The sequence below is a fragment of the Streptomyces sp. NPDC037083 genome (assembly GCF_055606485.1).
Window position 1 is genome coordinate 111,935 of sequence record NZ_JBVJSQ010000015.1, and the last position, 19,813, is coordinate 131,747.

21 protein-coding genes and 2 pseudogenes are annotated in these 19,813 nt (G+C 71.2%); 10 read left to right on the forward strand and 13 right to left on the reverse strand.

Annotated elements, in window-relative coordinates; all coding sequences use genetic code 11:
- Positions 1 to 31 precede the first annotated feature (31 nt).
- On the forward strand, positions 32 to 880 hold the full coding sequence (locus tag ACZ7DE_RS33315; protein ID WP_470767761.1) for an ArsR/SmtB family transcription factor: 849 nt from the start codon (positions 32 to 34) through the stop codon (positions 878 to 880).
- A gap of 112 nt (positions 881 to 992) precedes the next feature.
- Positions 993 to 2,000: a TauD/TfdA family dioxygenase gene (locus ACZ7DE_RS33320; protein WP_470767763.1), complete on the forward strand. Its 1,008-nt coding sequence runs from the start codon at positions 993 to 995 to the stop codon at positions 1,998 to 2,000.
- A gap of 31 nt (positions 2,001 to 2,031) precedes the next feature.
- Here the strand turns inward: ACZ7DE_RS33320 and ACZ7DE_RS33325 are convergent, their stop codons facing one another.
- Positions 2,032 to 2,757 carry a response regulator transcription factor gene (locus ACZ7DE_RS33325; protein ID WP_470768000.1) on the reverse strand — a complete coding sequence of 242 codons (726 nt, stop codon included), beginning with the start codon at positions 2,755 to 2,757 and terminating at the stop codon, positions 2,032 to 2,034.
- Between the two features lie 91 nt (positions 2,758 to 2,848).
- A complete protein-coding gene (locus tag ACZ7DE_RS33330; protein ID WP_470767765.1) occupies positions 2,849 to 4,003 on the reverse strand; it encodes a LeuA family protein in 1,155 nt (384 codons plus the stop codon).
- Positions 4,004 to 4,176: 173 nt separating this feature from the next.
- On the opposite strand from ACZ7DE_RS33330, the gene ACZ7DE_RS33335 reads away from it, so the two are divergent.
- Positions 4,177 to 4,386, forward strand: a complete 210-nt coding sequence (locus ACZ7DE_RS33335) for a hypothetical protein (protein WP_470767767.1) — start codon at positions 4,177 to 4,179, stop codon at positions 4,384 to 4,386.
- A 22-nt stretch (positions 4,387 to 4,408) separates the two neighbouring features.
- Here ACZ7DE_RS33335 and ACZ7DE_RS33340 read toward each other — a convergent pair whose 3' ends face one another.
- From ACZ7DE_RS33340 to ACZ7DE_RS33360, 5 genes are all read right to left on the reverse strand, one after another.
- Positions 4,409 to 5,434 carry an enolase C-terminal domain-like protein gene (locus ACZ7DE_RS33340; protein WP_470767770.1) on the reverse strand — a complete coding sequence of 342 codons (1,026 nt, stop codon included), beginning with the start codon at positions 5,432 to 5,434 and terminating at the stop codon, positions 4,409 to 4,411.
- A 220-nt stretch (positions 5,435 to 5,654) separates the two neighbouring features.
- Positions 5,655 to 6,641 carry a helix-turn-helix transcriptional regulator gene (locus ACZ7DE_RS33345; protein WP_470767771.1) on the reverse strand — a complete coding sequence of 329 codons (987 nt, stop codon included), beginning with the start codon at positions 6,639 to 6,641 and terminating at the stop codon, positions 5,655 to 5,657.
- Between the two features lie 158 nt (positions 6,642 to 6,799).
- Positions 6,800 to 7,489, reverse strand: a complete 690-nt coding sequence (locus tag ACZ7DE_RS33350) for an HAD family hydrolase (protein ID WP_470767773.1) — start codon at positions 7,487 to 7,489, stop codon at positions 6,800 to 6,802.
- Complete coding sequence (locus ACZ7DE_RS33355; RefSeq protein WP_470767775.1) at positions 7,486 to 8,634, reverse strand: acyl-CoA dehydrogenase family protein; 1,149 nt, start codon at positions 8,632 to 8,634, stop codon at positions 7,486 to 7,488. The genes ACZ7DE_RS33350 and ACZ7DE_RS33355 overlap by 4 nt, the downstream gene beginning before the upstream one ends.
- Positions 8,628 to 9,689: a ScbA/BarX family gamma-butyrolactone biosynthesis protein gene (locus tag ACZ7DE_RS33360; protein ID WP_470767777.1), complete on the reverse strand. Its 1,062-nt coding sequence runs from the start codon at positions 9,687 to 9,689 to the stop codon at positions 8,628 to 8,630. Before ACZ7DE_RS33360 ends, ACZ7DE_RS33355 begins: the two co-directional genes overlap by 7 nt.
- A 133-nt stretch (positions 9,690 to 9,822) precedes the next feature.
- Here ACZ7DE_RS33360 and ACZ7DE_RS33365 point away from each other — a divergent pair, with 133 nt between their 5' ends.
- Positions 9,823 to 10,503 (forward strand): ScbR family autoregulator-binding transcription factor, encoded by a 681-nt coding sequence (locus ACZ7DE_RS33365; protein ID WP_470767779.1) that lies wholly within the window; start codon positions 9,823 to 9,825, stop codon positions 10,501 to 10,503.
- A gap of 406 nt (positions 10,504 to 10,909) precedes the next feature.
- Here ACZ7DE_RS33365 and ACZ7DE_RS33370 read toward each other — a convergent pair whose 3' ends face one another.
- Positions 10,910 to 11,785, reverse strand: a complete 876-nt coding sequence (locus ACZ7DE_RS33370; RefSeq protein WP_470767781.1) for a PhzF family phenazine biosynthesis protein — start codon at positions 11,783 to 11,785, stop codon at positions 10,910 to 10,912.
- 145 nt (positions 11,786 to 11,930) lie between these two features.
- Positions 11,931 to 12,752 (reverse strand): nucleotidyltransferase domain-containing protein, encoded by an 822-nt coding sequence (locus tag ACZ7DE_RS33375; protein ID WP_470767783.1) that lies wholly within the window; start codon positions 12,750 to 12,752, stop codon positions 11,931 to 11,933.
- Between the two features lie 186 nt (positions 12,753 to 12,938).
- Between ACZ7DE_RS33375 and ACZ7DE_RS33380 the strand changes: the two genes are divergently transcribed.
- Positions 12,939 to 13,340, forward strand: coding sequence for a hypothetical protein (locus ACZ7DE_RS33380; RefSeq protein WP_470767785.1), 402 nt, complete (start codon positions 12,939 to 12,941; stop codon positions 13,338 to 13,340).
- 215 nt (positions 13,341 to 13,555) lie between these two features.
- Here the strand turns inward: ACZ7DE_RS33380 and ACZ7DE_RS33385 are convergent, their stop codons facing one another.
- Together ACZ7DE_RS33385 and ACZ7DE_RS33390 are read right to left on the reverse strand one after the other, a co-directional pair.
- Entirely contained in the window at positions 13,556 to 14,056 is a 501-nt protein-coding gene (locus ACZ7DE_RS33385; protein ID WP_470767787.1) for a lamin tail domain-containing protein, read from the reverse strand.
- Between the two features lie 290 nt (positions 14,057 to 14,346).
- A pseudogene (locus ACZ7DE_RS33390) lies at positions 14,347 to 14,711 on the reverse strand (alpha/beta fold hydrolase); the annotation flags it as partial.
- 62 nt (positions 14,712 to 14,773) lie between these two features.
- Between ACZ7DE_RS33390 and ACZ7DE_RS33395 the strand changes: the two are divergent.
- The 3 genes and pseudogenes from ACZ7DE_RS33395 to ACZ7DE_RS33405 all read left to right on the forward strand — a co-directional run.
- Positions 14,774 to 14,995 (forward strand): annotated as a pseudogene (locus ACZ7DE_RS33395) (helix-turn-helix domain-containing protein); the annotation flags it as partial.
- A gap of 349 nt (positions 14,996 to 15,344) precedes the next feature.
- Positions 15,345 to 15,605, forward strand: coding sequence for a hypothetical protein (locus tag ACZ7DE_RS33400; protein WP_470767789.1), 261 nt, complete (start codon positions 15,345 to 15,347; stop codon positions 15,603 to 15,605).
- A gap of 2 nt (positions 15,606 to 15,607) precedes the next feature.
- On the forward strand, positions 15,608 to 15,787 hold the full coding sequence (locus ACZ7DE_RS33405; protein ID WP_470767791.1) for a DUF6480 family protein: 180 nt from the start codon (positions 15,608 to 15,610) through the stop codon (positions 15,785 to 15,787).
- A 135-nt stretch (positions 15,788 to 15,922) separates the two neighbouring features.
- Here the strand turns inward: ACZ7DE_RS33405 and ACZ7DE_RS33410 are convergent, their stop codons facing one another.
- Positions 15,923 to 16,408: a DUF427 domain-containing protein gene (locus ACZ7DE_RS33410; protein WP_470767793.1), complete on the reverse strand. Its 486-nt coding sequence runs from the start codon at positions 16,406 to 16,408 to the stop codon at positions 15,923 to 15,925.
- 446 nt (positions 16,409 to 16,854) lie between these two features.
- Here ACZ7DE_RS33410 and xynC point away from each other — a divergent pair, with 446 nt between their 5' ends.
- On the forward strand, positions 16,855 to 18,090 hold the full coding sequence (xynC, locus tag ACZ7DE_RS33415; protein ID WP_470767795.1) for a glucuronoarabinoxylan endo-1,4-beta-xylanase XynC: 1,236 nt from the start codon (positions 16,855 to 16,857) through the stop codon (positions 18,088 to 18,090).
- Positions 18,091 to 18,155: 65 nt separating this feature from the next.
- Positions 18,156 to 18,839, forward strand: coding sequence for a glyoxalase (locus ACZ7DE_RS33420; RefSeq protein ID WP_470767797.1), 684 nt, complete (start codon positions 18,156 to 18,158; stop codon positions 18,837 to 18,839).
- 75 nt (positions 18,840 to 18,914) lie between these two features.
- Here ACZ7DE_RS33420 and ACZ7DE_RS33425 read toward each other — a convergent pair whose 3' ends face one another.
- Positions 18,915 to 19,754, reverse strand: coding sequence for a PhzF family phenazine biosynthesis protein (locus ACZ7DE_RS33425; protein WP_470767798.1), 840 nt, complete (start codon positions 19,752 to 19,754; stop codon positions 18,915 to 18,917).
- Between the last annotated feature and the right edge of the window lie 59 nt (positions 19,755 to 19,813).

A 19,813-nucleotide genomic window follows, 5' to 3' on the forward strand; every position in this document is an offset into this window, starting at 1 on the left:
CGACGAAGTGTCGTTGTCGTACGGTGGTGTCATGCCGAACACCAGCCGTACCACGGGGGCCACGGGGGCATCCGCCCGCGGCGCGGGCGCGTCACGGCGCCCGGGCCCCGCATCCGATGAACACCCCGGGGCACCGCTCAAGCACCAGACCGACATCGCCCGTGCCGCGGCCCTCATCGCCGACCCCTCGCGCGCCCGCATCCTGAAGTGCCTGGCCGACGGCCGCGCCCTGCCGGCGAGCGCGCTGGCCGGTGAGGCGGGGATCACCGCCGCCACGGCCAGCGCACACCTCGCCAAGCTGGTCGAGGGAGAGTTCGTCACCGTCGAGGCGCGGGGCCGGCACCGCTACTACCGGCTGTTCGGGCCGGACGTGAGCGCCGCGCTGGAGGCCCTCGCCCTGATCGCCCCGCCGCTGGCCATCACGTCCCTGAAGCAGAGCAGTCGCACCAACGCCCTGCACCGCTCCCGCACCTGCTACGACCATCTGGCCGGACGGCTCGGCGTCGCCCTGATGCAGTCGCTGCTCGACCTCGGGGTGCTCACCGGCCACGACGGCATCCACCGGCCCGCCGAGGCCGTACGGGACCGGCCGTCGTCGTACGGCCGCGACATCGTCTACGAACTCACCGACGAAGGCCCGCCGATCCTCGCCGAACTGGGCGTGGACACGCGCCGGTTGCCGCCGCGCCGCCCCGCGGTCCGCTACTGCGTCGACTGGAGCGAGCACCAGCACCACCTCGCGGGCGGGCTCGGCGCGGCCCTCACGGCGCGCCTGTTCGACCTCGGCTGGGTGCGCTGGGGCGCCGCGCCGCGCGTGGTGCACCTGACGGACGAGGGCGCCGCCGGCCTGGAGCGGACCCTGGGGCTCGTGGTCGGGTGAGCGGGCCGGCCTCCACTTCGGTGGAGACGCCGTACGACATCGGCGGACGCGGTGGGCGCAGCCTCCTCCGAAGGCCGATGTGCGGCGGCGGCGCGACGGCGAGGCTCGGGGCATGGAACCCATCTACGTACTGTCCCGGCCCGAACGCGAGCAACTGACCGCGGTGCTGCGCTCCGTGGCCAAGAACCCGTACGAGGACTACGAGGGCTTCTCGCGTGCCGTCGGCGACCTGGTCGCGCGGGGCGAGGTGCCCGCCTTCTTCGCCGACGTCTGTGCCCGCATCCACCACGACCGGGCGACGGGCGCCTCCGACGCGCACGTGCTGCGCAACTGCCCGCTGGACGAGGACATCCCGCTGCTGGACCTGGACGACCCGGTCGCGGACAAGCACGCGCGGAAGAAGACGTTCGTGGGCGAGGCGTTCCTGGAACTCTTCGCCCAGCTGGTGAAGACTCCGCTGCTGTCCTACGCCACCCGTTTCAACGGGGACTTCTTCACCGACGTCGTCGCCATCAACCGCTACAGCGGGATGCAGACGGGGTTCAGCGACAGCGAACTCGTCTACCACAACGACCGCACGGCCCATCCCGTGCGGGCGGACTTCATCTCGCTGCTCGGCATGCACTGCCCTGAGGGCGAGTTCATCTACACCGGCTTCGTCGACGGGCGTGACCTGCTCGCGCAGCTGACGGACGAGGAACAGCGACAGCTCAGGACGGCCCAGTTCGTCACGCCGTTCGACGTGTTCTCGCGGGACAACAACAAGGAACTGACCGTCTCCGAGGTCCACCCGATCCTGGAGAACCACCACAGCTTCCGCTACCTGGACACGTGCACGACGGCCGCGCCGGGCGCTCCCGAGTCCGCCAAGGACGCGCTGCTGGCACTCAAGGACGCGCTGGTGCGCGCGGACAAGACCCGTCACCGCATCCGGACCGGCGACCTGTTCGTCTTCGCCAACCAGGACGGTCTGCACAGCCGCGACAAGATGGAGATCAACGACGCGGCGCGGGCGCGGCAGCGCTGGCTGTTGAAGACGTACGCCTTCCGCGACGAGGCCGCCGCCGAGCGGCACGCGGACCGCTGGCTGGACGGGGTGCGCGGACGCGTGGGCGACTGACGTCCCGGGCGCGCCGGTCCACGTCGCGCCGTCATGACCAGGGTGGGCGGTCCTCGTCGAGCGCTTGGCGCATCAGCAGGACCGCCTCCAGGCGGTTGCGCACGGACAGTTTCGTCAGCGCGTGAGACACATGGCTCTTGACGGTCGCCGGCGTGACCTGCAGCCGCCGGGCCGCCTCGCGCGTGGACATGCCCTCCGCCAGCACTGTGAGCACCTCGCGCTCACGTTCGGTCAGAGAGCGCAGACGCAGGCGGACCGAGCGGTCGCCGCGCGGGCGCGCGGGAGCGGTGGTGGTCGCGCGACCCGTCGGCGGGCACAGGCCCATCAACTCCGGCGACACCACGACGTATCCGACGGCCACCGCCCGCACCGCGGCCGCGAGCCGGCCGATCGCGGCGTCCTTGACCAGTACTCCCGCGCAGCCCGCGGCCAGCGCGTCCCCGACGGTGCGCGCCGTCCACCGCGTGTCGAGGAGCACGACACGCACCCCCTTGTGCACCAGGCCCGGTACGAGGGAGGCCGGCCGGGGCCGGAAGGCGTCGGCGAGCACGACGACGTCCACGCCGTCCAGAGGCCAGCGATGCAGCGGCCGGCCGCTGTCGGCGGTGCCCAGCACCCTGATCCGGTCGGCCCCGTCCAAGGCCCCCGCCAGGACGTGCCGGGACACCGGATCGGCGTCGGCGAGCAGGACGCTGACGTCGGCTGCCTCCGGCTCGTACAGCAGGACGCGGCCGTTCTCGGTGCCGCGCACGGTCATCTCCACGCGCTGTCTCCTTTCTCACTGGGCGGCCCTGCGCCTCGGAGGCGGACCGGGGCCGGCGCGCGGCCGGCCCCGGTCCGTGGGTCGCTCAGGCGGCGGCCGGCTGCCGTGCCGTCAGTTCGCGGGCCAGTCGGGCCTTGACGACGGAGATGTCCTCGCAGTCGCCGCCGGTGCGCTCGGCGATGTGCGTCCGGTAGAGCCCGGCCAGGTCCTCCTCGCTCACGGCGATCCCCAGCTCGTCGAGGATGTGCCGCAGCACGGCCCGGCCCGAGTGCCGTCCGATCAGCAGGGAACGCTCACGGCCGAAGCGGGCGGGCTCCACGTACTCGTACGTCGCCGGGTTGCGCAGCATGCCCTGCTGGTGGATGCCGGCCGCCGTGCCGAAGGCGTAGGTTCCGAAGATCGCCTTGTTGCGGGGCTCCTCCAGTCCGATCGCCGCCCGCAGCGCGGTGTAGGCCTCGTACATGCCGGCCACGTCGATGTCGGTGTGCAGGCCGAGCAGATCGCCCTTGTAGGTCAGCAGCGCGGCCACCTCCTCGAGCGGGGTGTTGCCCGCGCGTTCACCGATGCCGCCGAGCGTGACCTGCACCTCGTCGGCGCCGGCCGTCAGTCCCGCGACGGCGTTGGCGAGGGAGAGTCCGAAGTCGTTGTGGCAGTGGGTGGCGACGCGGACGCCGTCGGGGAGCCAGGAGCGGAACTCGGTGATCAGCGCCGCGTACTCCTGGGGGAGGTGGCACCCGGAGGTGTCGGCGACGGCGAAGCACACGGCCCCCGCCTCGACGGCGCCCAGCGCGATGGCGCGCAGCAGGTCCAGTTCGCCCCGGCTGGCGTCCTCGATGCCGACGGACACCTCCTCGACACCGAGGGCGTAGGCGTGGGCGACGGTGTCGGCGACCTCGTGGACGGCCTGGTCACGGCTGATGCCCCGTTTGTGGGCGAGGTGCAGGTCGCTGCCCGTGGCCATGACCTGCACCTGGTGGCGCTCGGTGCCGCCCGCCTCGACGGCCGTGTCCACGTCGGACCGTACCGCCCGGCAGAACGTCGTGAAACGCGCGGAGGTCAGGTTCCGGGAAATGAGCCGGGTGGCCTGGAACTCGCTGGGCGAGGAGGCGGGGAACCCGGATTCTATGTAATCGACTCCCAGTGCTTCTGTGCGCAGTGCTATGTCGAGTTTCTGACGTGGCGTCATCGCGTTTCCGGGTGCTTGCTCACCGTCGCGGAGGGTGGTGTCGAAAATCGACACCCGGCGTGATTCCTTTTTCTCCGACATCGTGTCCTCTTTCTGGCCCGATGCTGCTCGCGCAGCGCAACACCGGTGAGGCTAGGCGGAGTCGGTGCCGTTGAGGGACGGTTGCGCTGGCCTCTGGGGGCCATGGCCCGTATGAGTCGCGCGGGCCACCGGGAATCACCGAAACGGTGACCCGTGGCCGGTTCTGGCCACGTCACTTCTGGGTCATCTCCACCGCTTGCCGGGGGGTGGAGGTGGAATGCGAAAGTTTTGTCGAAGGCGCCGCGACGCGCCCGGACTTCTCGAACGAAGGGTCAACCCTGATGCGTCATTTCATGGCCGAACCGACTGCCTTTTCCATCCGCTGCCTCAGCGACGACGATCTGATCTGGGGTTGAGGAGCGGCCCGCGGAAGAGGGCCTATCCCCACAGCGCAGGGGAGGGCGGGACCAGCGTCCCGCCCTCCCCTTGCAGTGTCGGCGCACCGGCTCCGGCGGCGTCCAGCCACCGCGGCAGGGTGACGTGGTCGGCGCCCGGCGCCGCGTGCAGCGCGGGCGCGCAGGACAGGGCGGTCGCCGGGGGCGAGTCGAGCAGCACGGCAAGGCCCCGCTGACCGGCCTGCTCCATGACGCCCAGGGCCGCCGTCAGGCCGCCCACGGCGTCGAGTGAGAGGTTGATGCCGTCGTAGCGGTCTCCGAGGCGTCCCAGGTCGGTGCTCTGCTCGTAGGTGAGGTCGGCGATGATCGGGAACGGGCGGGGCAGTGCGGCGAGAGCCGCGGACCGGGCCTGCGGCAGCGGCTGTTCGAGCATCCGTACGCCGTGGGCATGGAGGATCGGCAGCATCACGTGGAGCCGGTCGGCGTCCCATGCCCCGTCGGCGTCGACCATCAGCCAGGCGTCGGGCCGCAGCCGGCGGACGGCCGTCAGCCGGGCGAGGTCGTCGGCGAGGTCGCCCGCGCCGAGCGTGAGCTTGAGGGAGGCGAAGTCCTCACCGTCCTTCAGCTCCTGTTCCAGCAGCTCGGTCGCCACCGGGGAAACCGTGCGGACGGCGGGCACCGGCCGTGGCGGCGGCATGCCCAGCAGCTCCCACGCGCGCTGTCCGCTGCGCTTGGCGAGCAGGTCCCACAGGGCGGAGTCCAGGGCGCTGCGCAGGGGTCCCGGCAACAGCAGCCCGGACAGTTGGACGGGGCTGATCATCCGCTCCAGGCCGTCCCTGACGGAGGCGAACTGGTCGCGCAGGGCGTTTGGTCCGTGCGCGTCCAGCGAGGGCTGGAGGACTGCCTCGCCCTGTCCGGTGCTGCCCGCGTTGCGCACGGTCACCCGCAGTACGGCCCACCCGCCCGCGCCCGCTGCGGCGCCCGCGGGCGACAGCCTGGCGGGCAGTACGGCACACCGGACCTGCATCGGGGTGCCCGTGAGGGCTCGGAGGAGTGCGGGGTCGAACACGAGGGCTCCTGACTCGCGGACGTTCAGCCGGAACCCCATCGTGTGAGCAGCAGAGGTGGGCCGCCAGACAGCGGGCGCGGCAGCCTGCGGCGTGGCCGGTAGCGGACAGCGCGGTCGGGGCGGGGTGCGGAGCCGCGCGGCGGGGCGCGGTGCGGCACAGGATGCGGGGCGGGGAGCGGCACGGGGCCCGTGGCGGTCGACCCCGCCCGGCGTGGACGTGCTAGTCGAGAAGTCCCGTCCTCGCGGCCGTGACGCCTGCCTGGAAGCGGCTCTCCACGCCGAGCTGGGCCATCAGGTCGGCCATCACGCGACGCAACGTCCGTACGGAGACGCCGAGTTCACGGGCGATGGATTCGTCCTTGCGTCCGGTGGACATCAACCGCAGCACGCACAGCTGCTGGGAGGTGAGCCCCACTTCCTCGCCGGCGCCGGTGTCCTCCAGGGGCACCGAGGACGCCCAGCACATCTCGAAGACCTTGACCAGCAGGGCGGTGACCGCCTCGCCGCGCAGCACCATCATGGCGTTGCTCGTGTTGGTGTGGAGCGCGGGCACCAGAGCCTGCACCCGGTCGACCAGGATGAAGCGGAACGGCACGATGTTGGCGATCCGGACCTGGGCGCCCGCGGAGCGCAGTTGCTGCAGATGGGTCATCGAGTGGACGATGCGGGTCATCGGCCGCAGGTGGATGCTGCGCATGGTCACGCCGCGTTCCAGGACCTGCATGTCGCGCCGCAGCCCCTCGGCGAGCACCTCCGACGGCCGGACGGGACCGGGGTGCACGCTGAGGATCTCCGAGGTCGCGATGTCGGCGGTGTCGCCGAGCACGCGCGCGATCCGGTCGGCGCCGGTGATCACTTCGTCGCTGAGCGAGTTGCTGCGGGCGACGTGCAGCGGCAGGAACACGTCGCGCATCGCGTGGATCTGCTCGCGGGTGCGGCGGATCTGGTCGGTCAGCCGGGCGGTGGCCTCCTCCTCGGCCGTGAGCAGCCGCAGCAGCGCAGCCTCGGGGGCGGTGGCCTTGGCGGTCGGTTCGCCGTCGGACGATTCGACGAGCAGGCCCAGGCCGATCAGTTGGCGTCGGGCGTGCTCGATCTCGTCGGCGGTGGTGTCGAGTTGCTCACAGGCACTGCTGACGGTCCAGTCGCCGCGGGCCGAGGCGTAGTGGAAGAGTCTCAGGGCCTGCGGCCCGATGCTCGGTGCGCTCATGTCCGTCTGCTGCCTTCCTACAACGGTCGTACGGGGAGTGGGGATGCCGAGGGCGGGTCGTCGCCTCTGCAGTCGATCAACAAAAAACCCTCCCGAAGGTATGTTTTGCTCTCGTGGTCGACCCCGGCCGGCCCTCGGCCGACCGGGGAAGGAACGACTCAGCTCACTCGCAGCAAGGCACTGCGCTCGTAGCGCGGACCGGTTCGGGTGCCGAGGAAGTGCCAGCCCTGCGCCACGCCCCGGCCCGTGAGGACCGGGTCGTCGCCGACCACCACGGGGTGGCCCACCAGGGACAGCATCGGCAGATCGCTCTCATGGTCGCCGTAGGCCCAGCAGTCCTGCGCACGGACGCCGAGTCGGCGGATGAAGTCGGCAGCGGCGTCCTGCTTGGCCGCACCGATCATCGGTCTGCGGACCTCGCCGGTCAGCACCCCGGCGGCATCGGCGAGTTGCTCGGTGGCCACCACGTGGCGCACGCCGAGGTCCTCGGCGACCGGCCGGGCCAAAGCCGCCGCCGAGCCGGTCACGAGGACCACCTCGTCGCCCTCGCCCTGGTGGCGGCGCAGGGCCCGCAGGGTCTCGGTCACATAGGCGTGCGGGCCGCTCCCGAACTGCGCGTACCACTGGCGGGCCGCCTCCTCGAACGAGGAGCGGCGCACACCGGCGAAACGCGCGAACCAGGCGCGGTTCAAGGCCTCCCGGTCGGCACCGGCGGTGCGCAGGATGTCCGGCGCCCGGCCCTGGCCCTCCCCCACCAGCCGCGCGCCATGCGCGTGCCAGAAGCCGGACAGGCTCTTGCCCGCGAGCAGGGTCTCGTCCACGTCGAAGAAGGCGACGCGGCCGGTCATCGGATCTCCTCCCCGGCCCGCGCGGCCAGCAAGGCGTCGGCGTAACTCGCCGCCGCCGCGCTGAAACTGAGCGTGCCGTGGGTGCGTGCGGCGGTGATGTCGCGCCAGCGGCGCTGGAGTTCGTCGTCCTCGTCGAGCGCGCGCAGGCCCGCCGTACGGAAGAGCTCGTCGGCCGCCGCACCGCACAGCTCCACCGCCACGGTGACGTCCCGGTGGTTCTCGGCTACGAGCACCGGCGTCACGGGCGCGTGGTCGGCACGCTGCGCGGCCCGCTCGAGGAGCAGTCGCGCGGCCTGGATGTGCGCCGACGCCTTGGCCAGCACCAGCGGCTGGACGGCCGTGCCGCCGGGGCCGCCCGTGCCGTTGGTGCCGCCGGCGCCCTCGGGGCGTGCTCGCCGGGCCTGCGTCTGCCACCAGGTGCGCAGCGCTCCCTCGGCGGCCCCGAGCACCGGCGCCGCGAAGACGAGGGCGGCCACCAGGGCGAACGGCACGGTGTGGCAACGGGCGGCGTGCGGCTGGATGCGCCCGAGGTCGCGCAGCGTGAACGTGAGGTGGTCGGGGATCACGACGTCGCACTCCACGGTGTTGCTGCCGGTGCCGCGCAGCCCCACGGGCTGCCAGGTGTGCAGCACCTCCACGGCCTCGCGTCGCACGGCGAAGATCCGGTGTTCGCGCCCCTCGCCCGCCGAGCCGTCGTCCTGCGCCGCCCAGGAGGCGAGCAGTATCCACTCGGCCTGGTCGACACCGCTGGCCGCCGCCCACCTGCCCCGCAGCCGCCAGCCGCCGTCCACGCGCACCGCGCTGCCCTGCGGCGGCACGACGGACGCGGCCACGCGCACATCGGGACCCTCGCCCCAGATCTCCCGCTGCCCGGCCTCGGGCAGATAGCTCGCGAGCCTGCCGTGCGACGCGTACAGCGCGGCACACCAGGCGGTGGACGCGCAGGTCTCGGCCAGTTCGGAGACCGCGTCCAACAGCGCGGTGAAGGTGCCCGCGCCGCCGTTCCAGCGCTCGGGCACGAAATGCCGGGCGAATCCGCTCTCCGCCAGACAGTCGGCCAGCCGGCCGGTCAGCCGGCACGTCTCGTCCAGGACGACGCGGTCCTCACGGGCGATGTCCAGTGTCTTGCCCAGGTCACTCAGCACGCGACGGCACCGGCCCCGGCCAGGACGCCGCCGAGCGGGCCGGCGAGCACGGATCCGCCGCCCGCGGCGGCCTGCACGGTGGCCAGGGCGGTGGCCAGGGTGCGCGTGCCCTGACGGGCCGCGAGCAGGTAGGCGCCGGCGCCCTCGGGCTCCGCGGTGATGATGACGGGCTGCCCGAGTTCGCCGAACGCCAGGAACGACGTCTGCAGGGAGTCGACAGCCGGCGCGCCCTCGGCACCCGGCGAGCCCGGGGCGACCTGGGAACCGGAAGCATCCGGAGCGTCCCGGGCATCCTGGGCTGCGCGGACCAGGACGGCCTGCCGGAACCCCTCGACGATCACCATCCCCGGGATGTGGTCACTGCCGTGGTCGAAGAGAGCCGGATGCCCGGTGTCCGTCCTGAGCTGCCACCCGGCCGACGCCTCCCCCCGACCCGCCAGCAGCACCGCGTCGCCGCGATCGCGCCCGACGGCGGCCGGCGACAGCGCCCGCGCCTCCGCCGCGAGGTCATCGACGTCGAAGGGAGCCGCCGCCGCCGCGCTGCGGCTGCGCACCAGGGCGTACTGCCCGGGCGCAAGCACGTCCCAGCGCATGCTCGCACGGCCCACCAGACGGCCGCCGACGAAGAGCTCCGCCTCCGACGACAGACGCAGGCGGCGCGCACTGACGCTCACCTGTTGCACGGCGACGTCGAAGTAGACGTCGGCCCCCTCGCCGCTGTCGCACAGCGGCGCATCGAGGGTGAAGTCGAAGCCGTGCAGGACGAACGCGTGATCCGCCGGGACGCCGAAAAAACGGTGCGAAAGGCAGATCCCCGCCTGACGCATCGTCTCTGCGACGACCAGCGAGTCCCGGCTCCCGTCCGCGCCCCGGTGGTACAGAAGATGATCGTGCGGCCAGCGCGCCCACACCCCGAAGCGATCCCCGCCCAGCGTGCGAACGCCCGATAACAGGACTTCACGGTCCGCGCTCTTGTGCACCAGAGCACGCGGAACATGCGCATCGGCACAGTGCCTGGCGGTCGTGTCGCCCAGCGCCATGTCGGTGTCGTACATGATTCTCCCCCTCCGGAAGCGGCCATACCGCAAAAAGCAGTGACCATGCGTGGTGGTCGGTCACCGGCTGTTCCGGGTCGAAAATATACCTGCGGGAAGGTATATTGCAATGGGGGCAGCCGGGGGAACGACCGTGAGCGGAGACGACGTGGAACAGAACAAGCACCGGGCCACCTTCCCGGTACCCGAGCGCAGCGCCGGCAGCATCGCGCTGCACGACCGCAGCCCGCAGCTGCAACAGGAGCGCGCCGCACACACCCGGCTGCAGATCCTGCAGGCCGCCGCACAACTCTTCGACGAACGCGGATACGGCAAGACCTCCGTCAAGGACGTCGCCGACCACGTCGGCATGACCAAGGGCGCCGTCTACTTCCACTACCCCACCAAGGAAGCCCTCACGGTCGCCGTCGTCGAAGCCCACTACGACCGCTGGCCCGCGCTCCTGGAAGCCGTCCAGGCCAAGGGACTCGGCCCGCTCGACACGGTGAGGGAACTCCTCGACCAGACCGCACACGCCTTCCACGACGACGTCGTCGTCCAGGGCGGAGCACGCCTGCAGATGGAACAGCCCCTCCCCGAGGGGCTCCTCCCCCAGCCCTACACCGGCTGGATCTCCCTACTCGAAGAACTCCTCACCCAGGCGGCACAGGCCGGAGAACTCCGTCAGGGCGTCACCCCCAACGCTGCCGCCCAGACCCTCGTCTCCACCTTCTTCGGCACCCAGCACATCTCCGCCCGCCTCAACCGCCGCACCGACCTCGTCCAACGCTGGACCCAAGCCCGCGACCTCCTCTTCACCGCCCTGCGCCCCTGACTACCCCCGCCCGCCCCCTGTCTGACACACCGCCACACTGGCTTGGCGGCTCAGGACCGACCGACTCCCGGGCCCTGCCGGCACAAGGGCCGACCCGCGGCCCCGCCTGCACAGGGCCAACCGCCGCCCCCGCCGTCACAGGACCAACTCAAGGTCCTGTCGGCACAAGGACCCCGCGGGCCCTCTCCATCCCCCGGGGTGGAACAGCCCCGAACCGGCGAGTGAGGCGGGCCCGCAAGAGGCGCAGACCGGGAGGGGGCTCGGACGTCAGTGAGCGTGTGCCGCCGCCCGAAGCAGCGCCGGATCCTCGCGCGAACCGCGAGAACCCGGCCGCGCGGGCTGCACCAGCGGGACGTTCCCGAACTACCGGGGCAACCTGTGCCTGCGCCGCTTCACGGCCTGCGCGTCAACCGATGCGCGTTCCTGCGCCGCTGACGTGGACGCGCCGGTCGCCCGCACGCAGCGTCACCGTGAGCTCGCCGGGACGGCCCATGTCCTCGCCCTGGTGCAGGGTGAGGACGGCGCTCTCGGGAACCAGGCCGAGCTCACGGGCATACGCACCGAACGCGGCGGCCGCAGCACCGGTCGCCGGGTCCTCGACGACACCGCCCACGGGGAACGGATCACGGACATGGAAGACAGTGTCCGACTCCCGCCACACCAACTGGACCGTCGTCAGATCCAAACGGTGCATCAGGGCTTCGAGGCGTGCGAAGTCATACGCGAGATCCGCAAGGCGCGCACGCGTCCCCGCCGCGAGAACCAGATGCCGGGCGCCCGCGAACGCGATCCGGGGCGGAAAGGACGGGTCGAGATCGGCGGCCGGCCAACCGAGCGCGGCGAGCGCCTCCGCGAGATCGGCGTCGGCGATCTCCTCGACGTGCGGTTCGACACTGGTGAGCGTGGCCCTGACCGTCCCGTCCTCTACCCCCACCTCCACCGGCACAGCGCCGACGCGGGTCGCGAACACCAGCCCACCGGGACCGATCCGCTCGGCGAGCGCAACGGCGGTCGCGACGGTGGCGTGGCCGCAAAACGGCACCTCGGCCTTGGGACTGAAGTAACGGATGCTGAACGCCCGTCCCTCCAGACCGCCAAGGCCCTCCGGAGGCGCCGTCAAGAACGCCGTCTCCGAATATCCCAGGTCGGCGGCGATGGCCAGCATGTCGCCGTCGTTCAGGGCAGTGGCGTCCAGAACGACGCCGGCGGGGTTCCCGCCCTCGGGCACCCCGGAGAAAGCGGTGTATCGCAGTACCTCGGGCCCCGGCGCATTCGTCATCATGCCGGAGGCAACCAGCGTGAACGCACAACTATTCCTCGACCATTCCTCGACACGAACGGAGGCGAAACCAGGCGTCCGGGTACCCGGGTGGCGCCCACGACGAGCCCAGAACGACCACACCTCGACCCCCATATCAGTGCCCCCGTCACCCCGCAGAGAGGTCCTCCAGGACATCGGCAGCCAGCCGGTCCGCGTCGTCGACCGCGGTGGCGAGCTCGTCCGGGGTGGCGCCGAGTGCAGCGAACAGCGCATGGGCGCGTGCGGAGAAGGCGGCCGGAGCGCTCGGGAGCTGCCCCGCCGCCTGGACGGCTCCTTTCTCGTTGAGCACCCAGCACCCGGCCCGGGCGTGCAGGGCGTGCACGAGGAGTCCCACCACGCGCATCAGGCATCCGGCGACATGGAAGGCGTCGCCCCGAAGCACGCCCTTGCGGGCGACGGACAAAGTGAACGGCACCTCCCACCGCGCGTTGGCGACCAGCGAGTCACGAAGGGGCTGCGGGTATGAAGCCCTGATCTGCCCCTGCAAGGCGGCCAGTTCACCAGTGGGATCTGCCAGGACCCGCCCGAGGGCCACCTCACCGGCATAGGCGTGCGAGTAGACGCCGAGCGGGTGACCCGCCTGGGCGCCCACTTCGAAGTGCCCGGCCTGGCACTGCTGCCAGATCCGGTGCACGCGGTCCAGGTCGCGGTAGATCCAGTCGATCCGCGCCCCCTCGACGCTCAGCCATCCACCGCCGTCGACCCAGGGCCCCCACCCGCCCGGCTCGGTCACGTCGACCGCGTCGCCGGTCAGCTCAGCGGCGAGCAGGCGCAGAGCGGCGGTATCCAGCGGAGGCCGGTAGTAGAGGCCCAGATCGAAGTCGGAGTCGGGCCCGTGCGTGCCGCGCGCCCGGCTGCCGCCGAGACAGACAGCGGCCACCCCGCCCACGTCGACCAGCCTGTTCGCGATCTCCCTCAGTTGGTCCACCGGCCGCAGTCTGCCGAAGGCAACCGAACTCCCGCGACTGGATTACCGGTGACACGCGATCCAGCCAGTCCGCCGCCTGACCTCAGCTCTCTCACAACTACACTGCCCCACAGGTTTTCTGACGCCTCATCGGGTCACCCGCCGCTCACGGCCGGAACAGTTCCGACCGTGATGGGAGATTCGATCATGAACCGGACTCTGCGACGTTCAGCCGCGATCCTGACCAGCGCCACGGCGCTGGCGGTGCTGCCCACGGTGACCGCCGCGGCGGCCCCTGCCCAGGCCCAGCCCTGCGTGCAGAAGGTCGCCGTCGTCAACAACGCGGGTTTCGTCCTGTCCTGGGCCGCCTCGGCCCGCACCGGCGAACAGTCGGCTCCGACCGGCGACTACCCGATCAACCAGACCAGGATCATCGACCTGTCCACCACCGCCCTGCCCGAGGGAACCGACATCCGCCCGTACGTCGAGGCGGTCGGCGGGACCAACGAGTACGGCAGCTCCTACGTGTCCTACTGCGACAACGGCCAGACGGCCACCTACACCGTCACGGGGACCACCTTCGACTACTCGGTCACCCTGCTGACCTGAGAACCCGTACGCCCCCGACGACGCGGCAGACACCAAGGGCCGGCGAGCCCACCCCGGTCCCGGGACGAGGAAGGCTCCGCGGCCACCCGGACGGCGGCCGCGGAGCGTCGTCGCCCTCGACGCTTTCGGTCCATGACCGCGGGCGCCGTTCCCTCTTCGTGCACCGCGAAGACGGCGACCTCAAGACGGGCTCAGTCACCCGCGCGGATCACGGCTCAGCGATGGTGGCTGCCGCCGTGGTGGCGGTGGTGGCGGTGGCGCCCCCAGGAGGACTCGTCGACGAGGCGGCCTCGGTCGTCGCGCAGGACGGCGGTGTCGGCGTCGTTGTCCCACACGTAGTCGCGGCGGCCCTGGTAGAGGTCGCCGCGGGTGTCGCGGCCCTTGCCGGTGTGGATGCGGACCGTGGTGCGGGCGGCCAGACGGTAGTGGTGGAACGTGTAGGTCTGTCCGTCCTCGTTCGCGAGGGTCCAGCCGTCGAGATCGACCGCGTGCCGGCTGGGGTTGACGAGTTGCACCCGCTCTTTGTTCAGCGAGCGGTTGGAGCGGTCGTCACGTCCCGCAGAGTCGTACACGACGGCCGAGATCTCCACCTTCGGGTGGTGCGGGCGGGCATGACCGGCTGCGGACGCCGGCAGCGCCGCAGCCGAGACCAGGGCACCGGCCGCGAGCGTGACAGCGGCAAGACGGCGGGCGGTGGCGGAAGCGGAAGCGGACAAGAGGTCCCCTTGATGGTGCGGGCGCTTCCCGCAGCGGCCTTCGCGGCCGCTGCGGGGGGCGCGGTGTGCGGGTGACGGCCGAATCGGCCGCACACACTCTGTCGACCCACGCGAGGGGAAGGGGCCGGAACATGCACACCGTTACCCGATGTCCATATTTCCGTGTCTCCACCGCATCGCCCCAGTATGCCTTTCATACAGGAAGTTGACGTTAAATCAGGTGATCCGACCTCGCGGGGATTGACGATGGGCCTGCACGCGCCGCACCTCGCCTCACCCACGCCCGCGCTTCAGCCCGTCCGTAGGGCGTGGATCGCGGTGAAGGCCAGCAGGGGGTCGCGGTCCGCGGTGGATCCTCGAGCAGGGGAGAGTGCCCGAGACCGGGCAGCAACTCGACCTTCGCGCCCGGAACGATGCGGTAGTCGGAGGCGGACGAGGAACGCCATCTGCGGTCGTCCTCACCGAAGATCACCAGCAGCGGCTTGCCCAGGACCTTCAGCCGATCCGGCAGCGCCCGACCGGTGATCGCACGCGCGATCCTGCGCGCCCCCCGCCGACCTCGCCGGCGCCGTCGTGTCGCTGGGCGACCTGTGGGGCCGTGAGGCGTCACGGATCCGCGAACGACTCGGCGATGTCTCGTCGTGGCAGGACCGCTTCGCCTTGACGGACTCGCTGCTCGCCCGCCGGTATGAGGCGGGGCCGCCGGTGGACCCGGAGGTGGCCTGGACCTGGCACCGGATCGCCCTCAGCCGAGGCCTGCCCCGGGTCGACGGTCTCGCGGCCGAGGTCGGGTGGAGCCGTAAGCGGCTGTGGTCCCGGTTCCGGTCGCAGCTCGGCCTGCCGCCCAAGCGCGCCCTGAAGCTGGTCCGCTTCGACCATGCCGCCCACCGCCTGGTCGCGGGTGAAGGCGCGGCCCACGTCGCGGCCGACACCGGCTACGCCGACCAGTCCCACCTGCATCGAGACGTCATGGCGTTCACCGGGGCGACCCCTGCGACCGTGGCCGGCGAGCCGTTTCTCGCCGTCGACGACCTCGCCTGGCCCAGCCGCGGAACGACCGCCGCGCCTCAGGTCCCCGGGAGCCTGGGCTCGGTCGCCCGCCGGAGGCGAGACGGCCGTCGCGGTGAGCGCCGCCAGAGCTCCTACAGCCGTCGGCCTCGACCGGTGGCGGCCGAGCGCATCCGGCCATCGCCCTCGAGCGGAACCATCTGTGGCACTGCATCCCGATATGACGCCCTTCGCGTCAGTCCACGAGATGCAGTACTCCCATCCCGCCCGAGGAGCATTCATGATCGTCAAGACACTGCACGAGGCCGGCGTCAAGAGCGAGCACGCCTATGTGGCAGCCACGGCCTCGATCGGCCTGTCCCTTGCCTCATGGCTGACCTCCAGCCGCAACGAGAGCCTGGAGCGCGCCGACCGCTGGGGCATCTTCGTCGGCGAATGGGCCCCCACGTTCTTCGCTCTGGGGCTCGCCCTGGCGAACTACGAACAACAGGCGCCTGCGCTCGGTGACGACTCCCCCACTCCCCTCGTCCACGGGGTGTGACCATGAGCGAGCAACTGCCTCCACCCGGCGAGACTCCCGCCGCGGAAGGGTCGACGGCCGAAGCCCACCGGGAACGACCCGACGGCGGCATCTGGGAGCACCCGCGCATCTGGGTCGCCCTCATCGCGATCGGCTGCCTGCTCGTCGCCGCGTTCTTCCTGGTGCGGATGGTCACCTTGTGAAACGCCCGCGCGCCCCCGGCCCGCTCCGACCACTGCGGGCGGGCCGGTTCGTCGGGCGCTTTCGTCGGGCGCTTTCGTCGAGCGCTTTCGTCGAGCGCTTTCGTCGAGCGCTTTCGTCGAGCGTTCCCTGCGCGGTCACCAGCCGCGGGTGGCGGCGCCCCCCTTGAACGGTCCCCTCACCTCGGGGGTGATCCAGCCTCCGTAGAAGTCGCCTTCCTGTGGCAGCACCGTGTGGCCGTCGACGGCGCATCGGTCGACTCTGCCGGCGTAGAAGGCGAAGTGGTCGACGAGTTCCTCGTAAGGCGGCCGCGGATCCGAGTAGCTCCAGGCGGCCAGGGGGCGGACGTCGGATCCCACCACGACGTCCCAGAAGTCGGCGATGCCCTTCCATTCGCACCAGGTGTGACGTGCGGCAGGCCGCAGGAGGTCGGTACGGACATCGCCCGGGGGCACGTAGAACACCGGCGGATGGCTGGTCTCGAGGATCTTCAGGGCGTCGGTGGTGTCGGCGACGATCCCACCGCCGCACTCGACGACGATTCGCCGTGGGTCGCGACGCAGGGCGGGCGGACGCGGGTAGTCCCACACCGATTCCGCGGGGGTTGTCTCGTGTGACGGCATGGCGGTCTCCTCGAATCGGGACGATCGGTCACCATGCATTCCGCACCGACAGCAGCTGCGGATGAGGTCGCCGCCGACCTTTCGGGCCAAGGGCGCGCCACCCTTGCGAACACACGGTCGACCGTGGACTCCGAGAGCGATGACGGCGTCGTCCCGCCTCGTCTCGCACCGCGATCTGGCCATCGTCGTGGCCCTGGTCCTGGCGGCGACGCAAAGGCTTGACGATGCCAGGGGGCGCGCCTACGTTCCCCTACACCGCCAAAACGTTCGGCCCATCTCCCGAAACTTTCGATGGGGAGGAGCGGTGCCCCGTGCACCGCTCCGTGGGAATGCCCCTACGCCGACTTCCAGGCCGTCGATCCACGGAGGAACCCATGACGTTGCACCGCCGGGGGTCCAGCAAGACAGAGCCCGAGTTACCCAGTCGCCGCGCCGTTCTGGCGACGATGAGCGCCCTGCCCGTCCTCGCGGCCGCGTCACCGGCTGTGGGAGCGTCCCGAACGCCGTCCGCGGCGGCTGCAGTGATCGTCGACCCGTCGGCGACGCGGCAGACGATCCGAGGCTTCGGCGGCATGAACCACCCGCTCTGGATCGGCGACCTGACGTCTGCGCAGAGGGACACCGCCTTCGGCAACGGCGAGGGACAGCTGGGGTTCTCCATGCTGAGAATCCCCGTCTCCGAGGACCGGGCGAACTGGAGCCGCGAGGTCGCCACGGCGAAGCGTGCCATCGAGCTGGGGGCGACCGTCTTCGCGTCGCCCTGGAATCCCCCTGCCCAGATGGTCGAGACATTCGTCCACGGTCAACAGACCAACGCCAAGCGGCTCCGGTACGACATGTACGGCGCCTATGCGCGGCACCTGAACGACTTCGTCGGGTTCATGAGGACGAACGGAGTGAACCTGTATGCCGTCTCCGTGCAGAACGAGCCCGACTACGCTCATGACTGGACATGGTGGACTCCCGGTGAGATGACCAGGTTCCTGCGCGAGAACGCCGGCTCGATCAGCACCAAGGTCATCGCTCCGGAGTCCTTCCAGTACGTCAAGAGCTTCTCCGACCCGATCCTCAACGACGCCGCAGCACTCGCCAACCTGGACATTCTCGGGGCGCACCTCTACGGCACATCGTTCCAGAGCTTCCCCTACCCCCTCTTCAAGCAGAAAGGCGGGGGCAAGGAACTGTGGATGACCGAGGTCTATTACCCCAACAGCAGTGATTCGGCCGATCTGTGGCCCCAGGCCCTCGACGTGGGAGAACACATCCACCGCGCGATGGTGGACGCCGAGTTCCAGGCGTACGTGTGGTGGTACATCCGGCGCGGCTACGGCCCCATGCGGGAGGACGGCCGGATCAGCAAACGCGGCACCGCCATGGCGCACTTCTCGAAGTTCGTCCGCCCAGGGCATGTGCGGATCGCGGTGACCGCGAATCCACAGCCGAACCTCTACACCTCGGCGTACAAAGGCAGCGGATCGCGGGTCGTCATCGTCGCCGTCAACAAGGGCCCCTCGCCGGTGAGCCAGCAGTTCACCCTGCGCGACAACGTTTCGTCCGGCGTGGCGTCCTGGTTGACCGACGCAAGCCGGAACCTCGCCTCCCAGAGCAGGATCACCGTGTCGAACGGCACCTTCACCGGGCAGCTTCCCGCTCAGAGCGTGACGACCTTCGTGACCGGGTGATCCTCTCTCCTCCCGAGAGTGGTCAGGATTGGAGAAGCCACGGCCGGCCAGCAGCCCCTAGCGTGATGGCCATGGCAACCACCGCTGGCACCGCATCCCACACGTCCCTCGCATCCGTCATCCTCGAGGTCGCCGATCCCGAGGCCGCGCACCGCTTCTACACCGCCTTCGGAGTGGCCGAGCACCTGGTCCTGCGGGCGTCCGAGACGCCCTCGACCGGATTCCGCGGCTTCACCCTGGCGCTCACGGTGGCCCGGCCGGCCACGGTCGACGGCTTCATCACCGCGGCCGTGGACGCCGGCGCCACCGTGCTCAAGTCCGCCGCCAAGTCGCTGTGGGGCTACGGCGGCGTCGTCCAGGCCCCGGACGGAACGATCTGGAAGGTCGCGACCTCGGAGAAGAAGGACACCGGCCCGGCCACACGCGAGATCGACGAGATCGTCCTCCTGCTGGGCGTCGAGGACGTGAAGGCGAGCCGGCAGTTCTACGTCGGCCGGGGCCTGACGGTGGCGAAGAGCTTCGGCGGCAAGTACGCCGAGTTCGCCTCCGGTGAGTCCAGCCCCGTCAAGCTGGCGCTGTACAAGCGGCGCGGTCTGGCCAAGGACCTCGGCGTCCCGGCCGACGGCGCCGGCTCGCACCGCGTCGTCCTCGGCAGCACCGCCGGCCCCTTCACCGATCCGGACGGATTCGCCTGGGAGACCGCTGGGTCCCGCGCCCCTGAGCCGTCCACGGCGGCGGCACTGTCCTGACTCACCGACCCCGCACGCCCGTCCGACGCCTCTCATCTTGCCCCGCTCCCCCGCCGCGACGGCCTCTGGGCGGGCTCACGCCACCCGCCTCACGGCCTGGTGAGCAACTCCCCCTCGAATGACGGTGACGGCGTTGCCGTGGAGCAACGTGCGGTCGCCGCGCAGCTCGGTGCGTACCAGGCCACTGCGCGCGGACGCCTGGAGACCGGTGAGCGTGGCGCCGCCGAGCCGTGCGGCCCAGAAAGGCGCCAGCGCGGTGTGGGCGGCGCCGGTCACGGGATCCTCGTCGATGCCGATACCGGGAAAGAAGCAGCGGGAGACGAAGTCGTAGCCGGCCGCCGGATCGTCGGCGCGCGCGGTGACGATCGCCCCGCCCCGCCACGGCAACGCGGCCAGCGCGGCCAGGTCGGGGACCAGCCCGCGGACGGTCTTCTCGTCGGCCACCTCCACCAGGGGCTCACCGACGTCCGGGCCCGTCTCGTGGACGGACCTGACGTCGGCGCCGATGGCAGCGGCGATCTCGCCGGTCGGTGCGACGGCACGCAGCGGGGCGGTGGGGAAGTCCAAGGTGATGGCGCCGTCGTCGGCGCCGGCCGCGCACAGGACGCCACTGCGTGTGGCGAACCGTGTGGCGCCGTGGGCCACGCCCTTGGTGTGCAGCACATGTGCGGCGGCCAGGGTGGCATGGCCGCACATGTTCACCTCGGTGGTCGGGGAGAACCAGCGCAGCGCCCACTGGGCCTCGGCGTTTCCGGACAGAGGGTGCATGAACGCGGTCTCCGGAAGGCCGACTTCGGCGGCGACCTGCCGCAGCCACCCGTCCTCGGGAAAGGAGTCCGTCTCCAGCAGCAGGACGCCCGCGGGGTTGCCGGCAAAGGGACGGTCGGTGAAGGCGTCGACGATGGTGATCCGCATGGCGCGGACGCTAGAGGCCCTGAACAGCGGCCCAACAGTGCCAATTCTGACTACGCGGC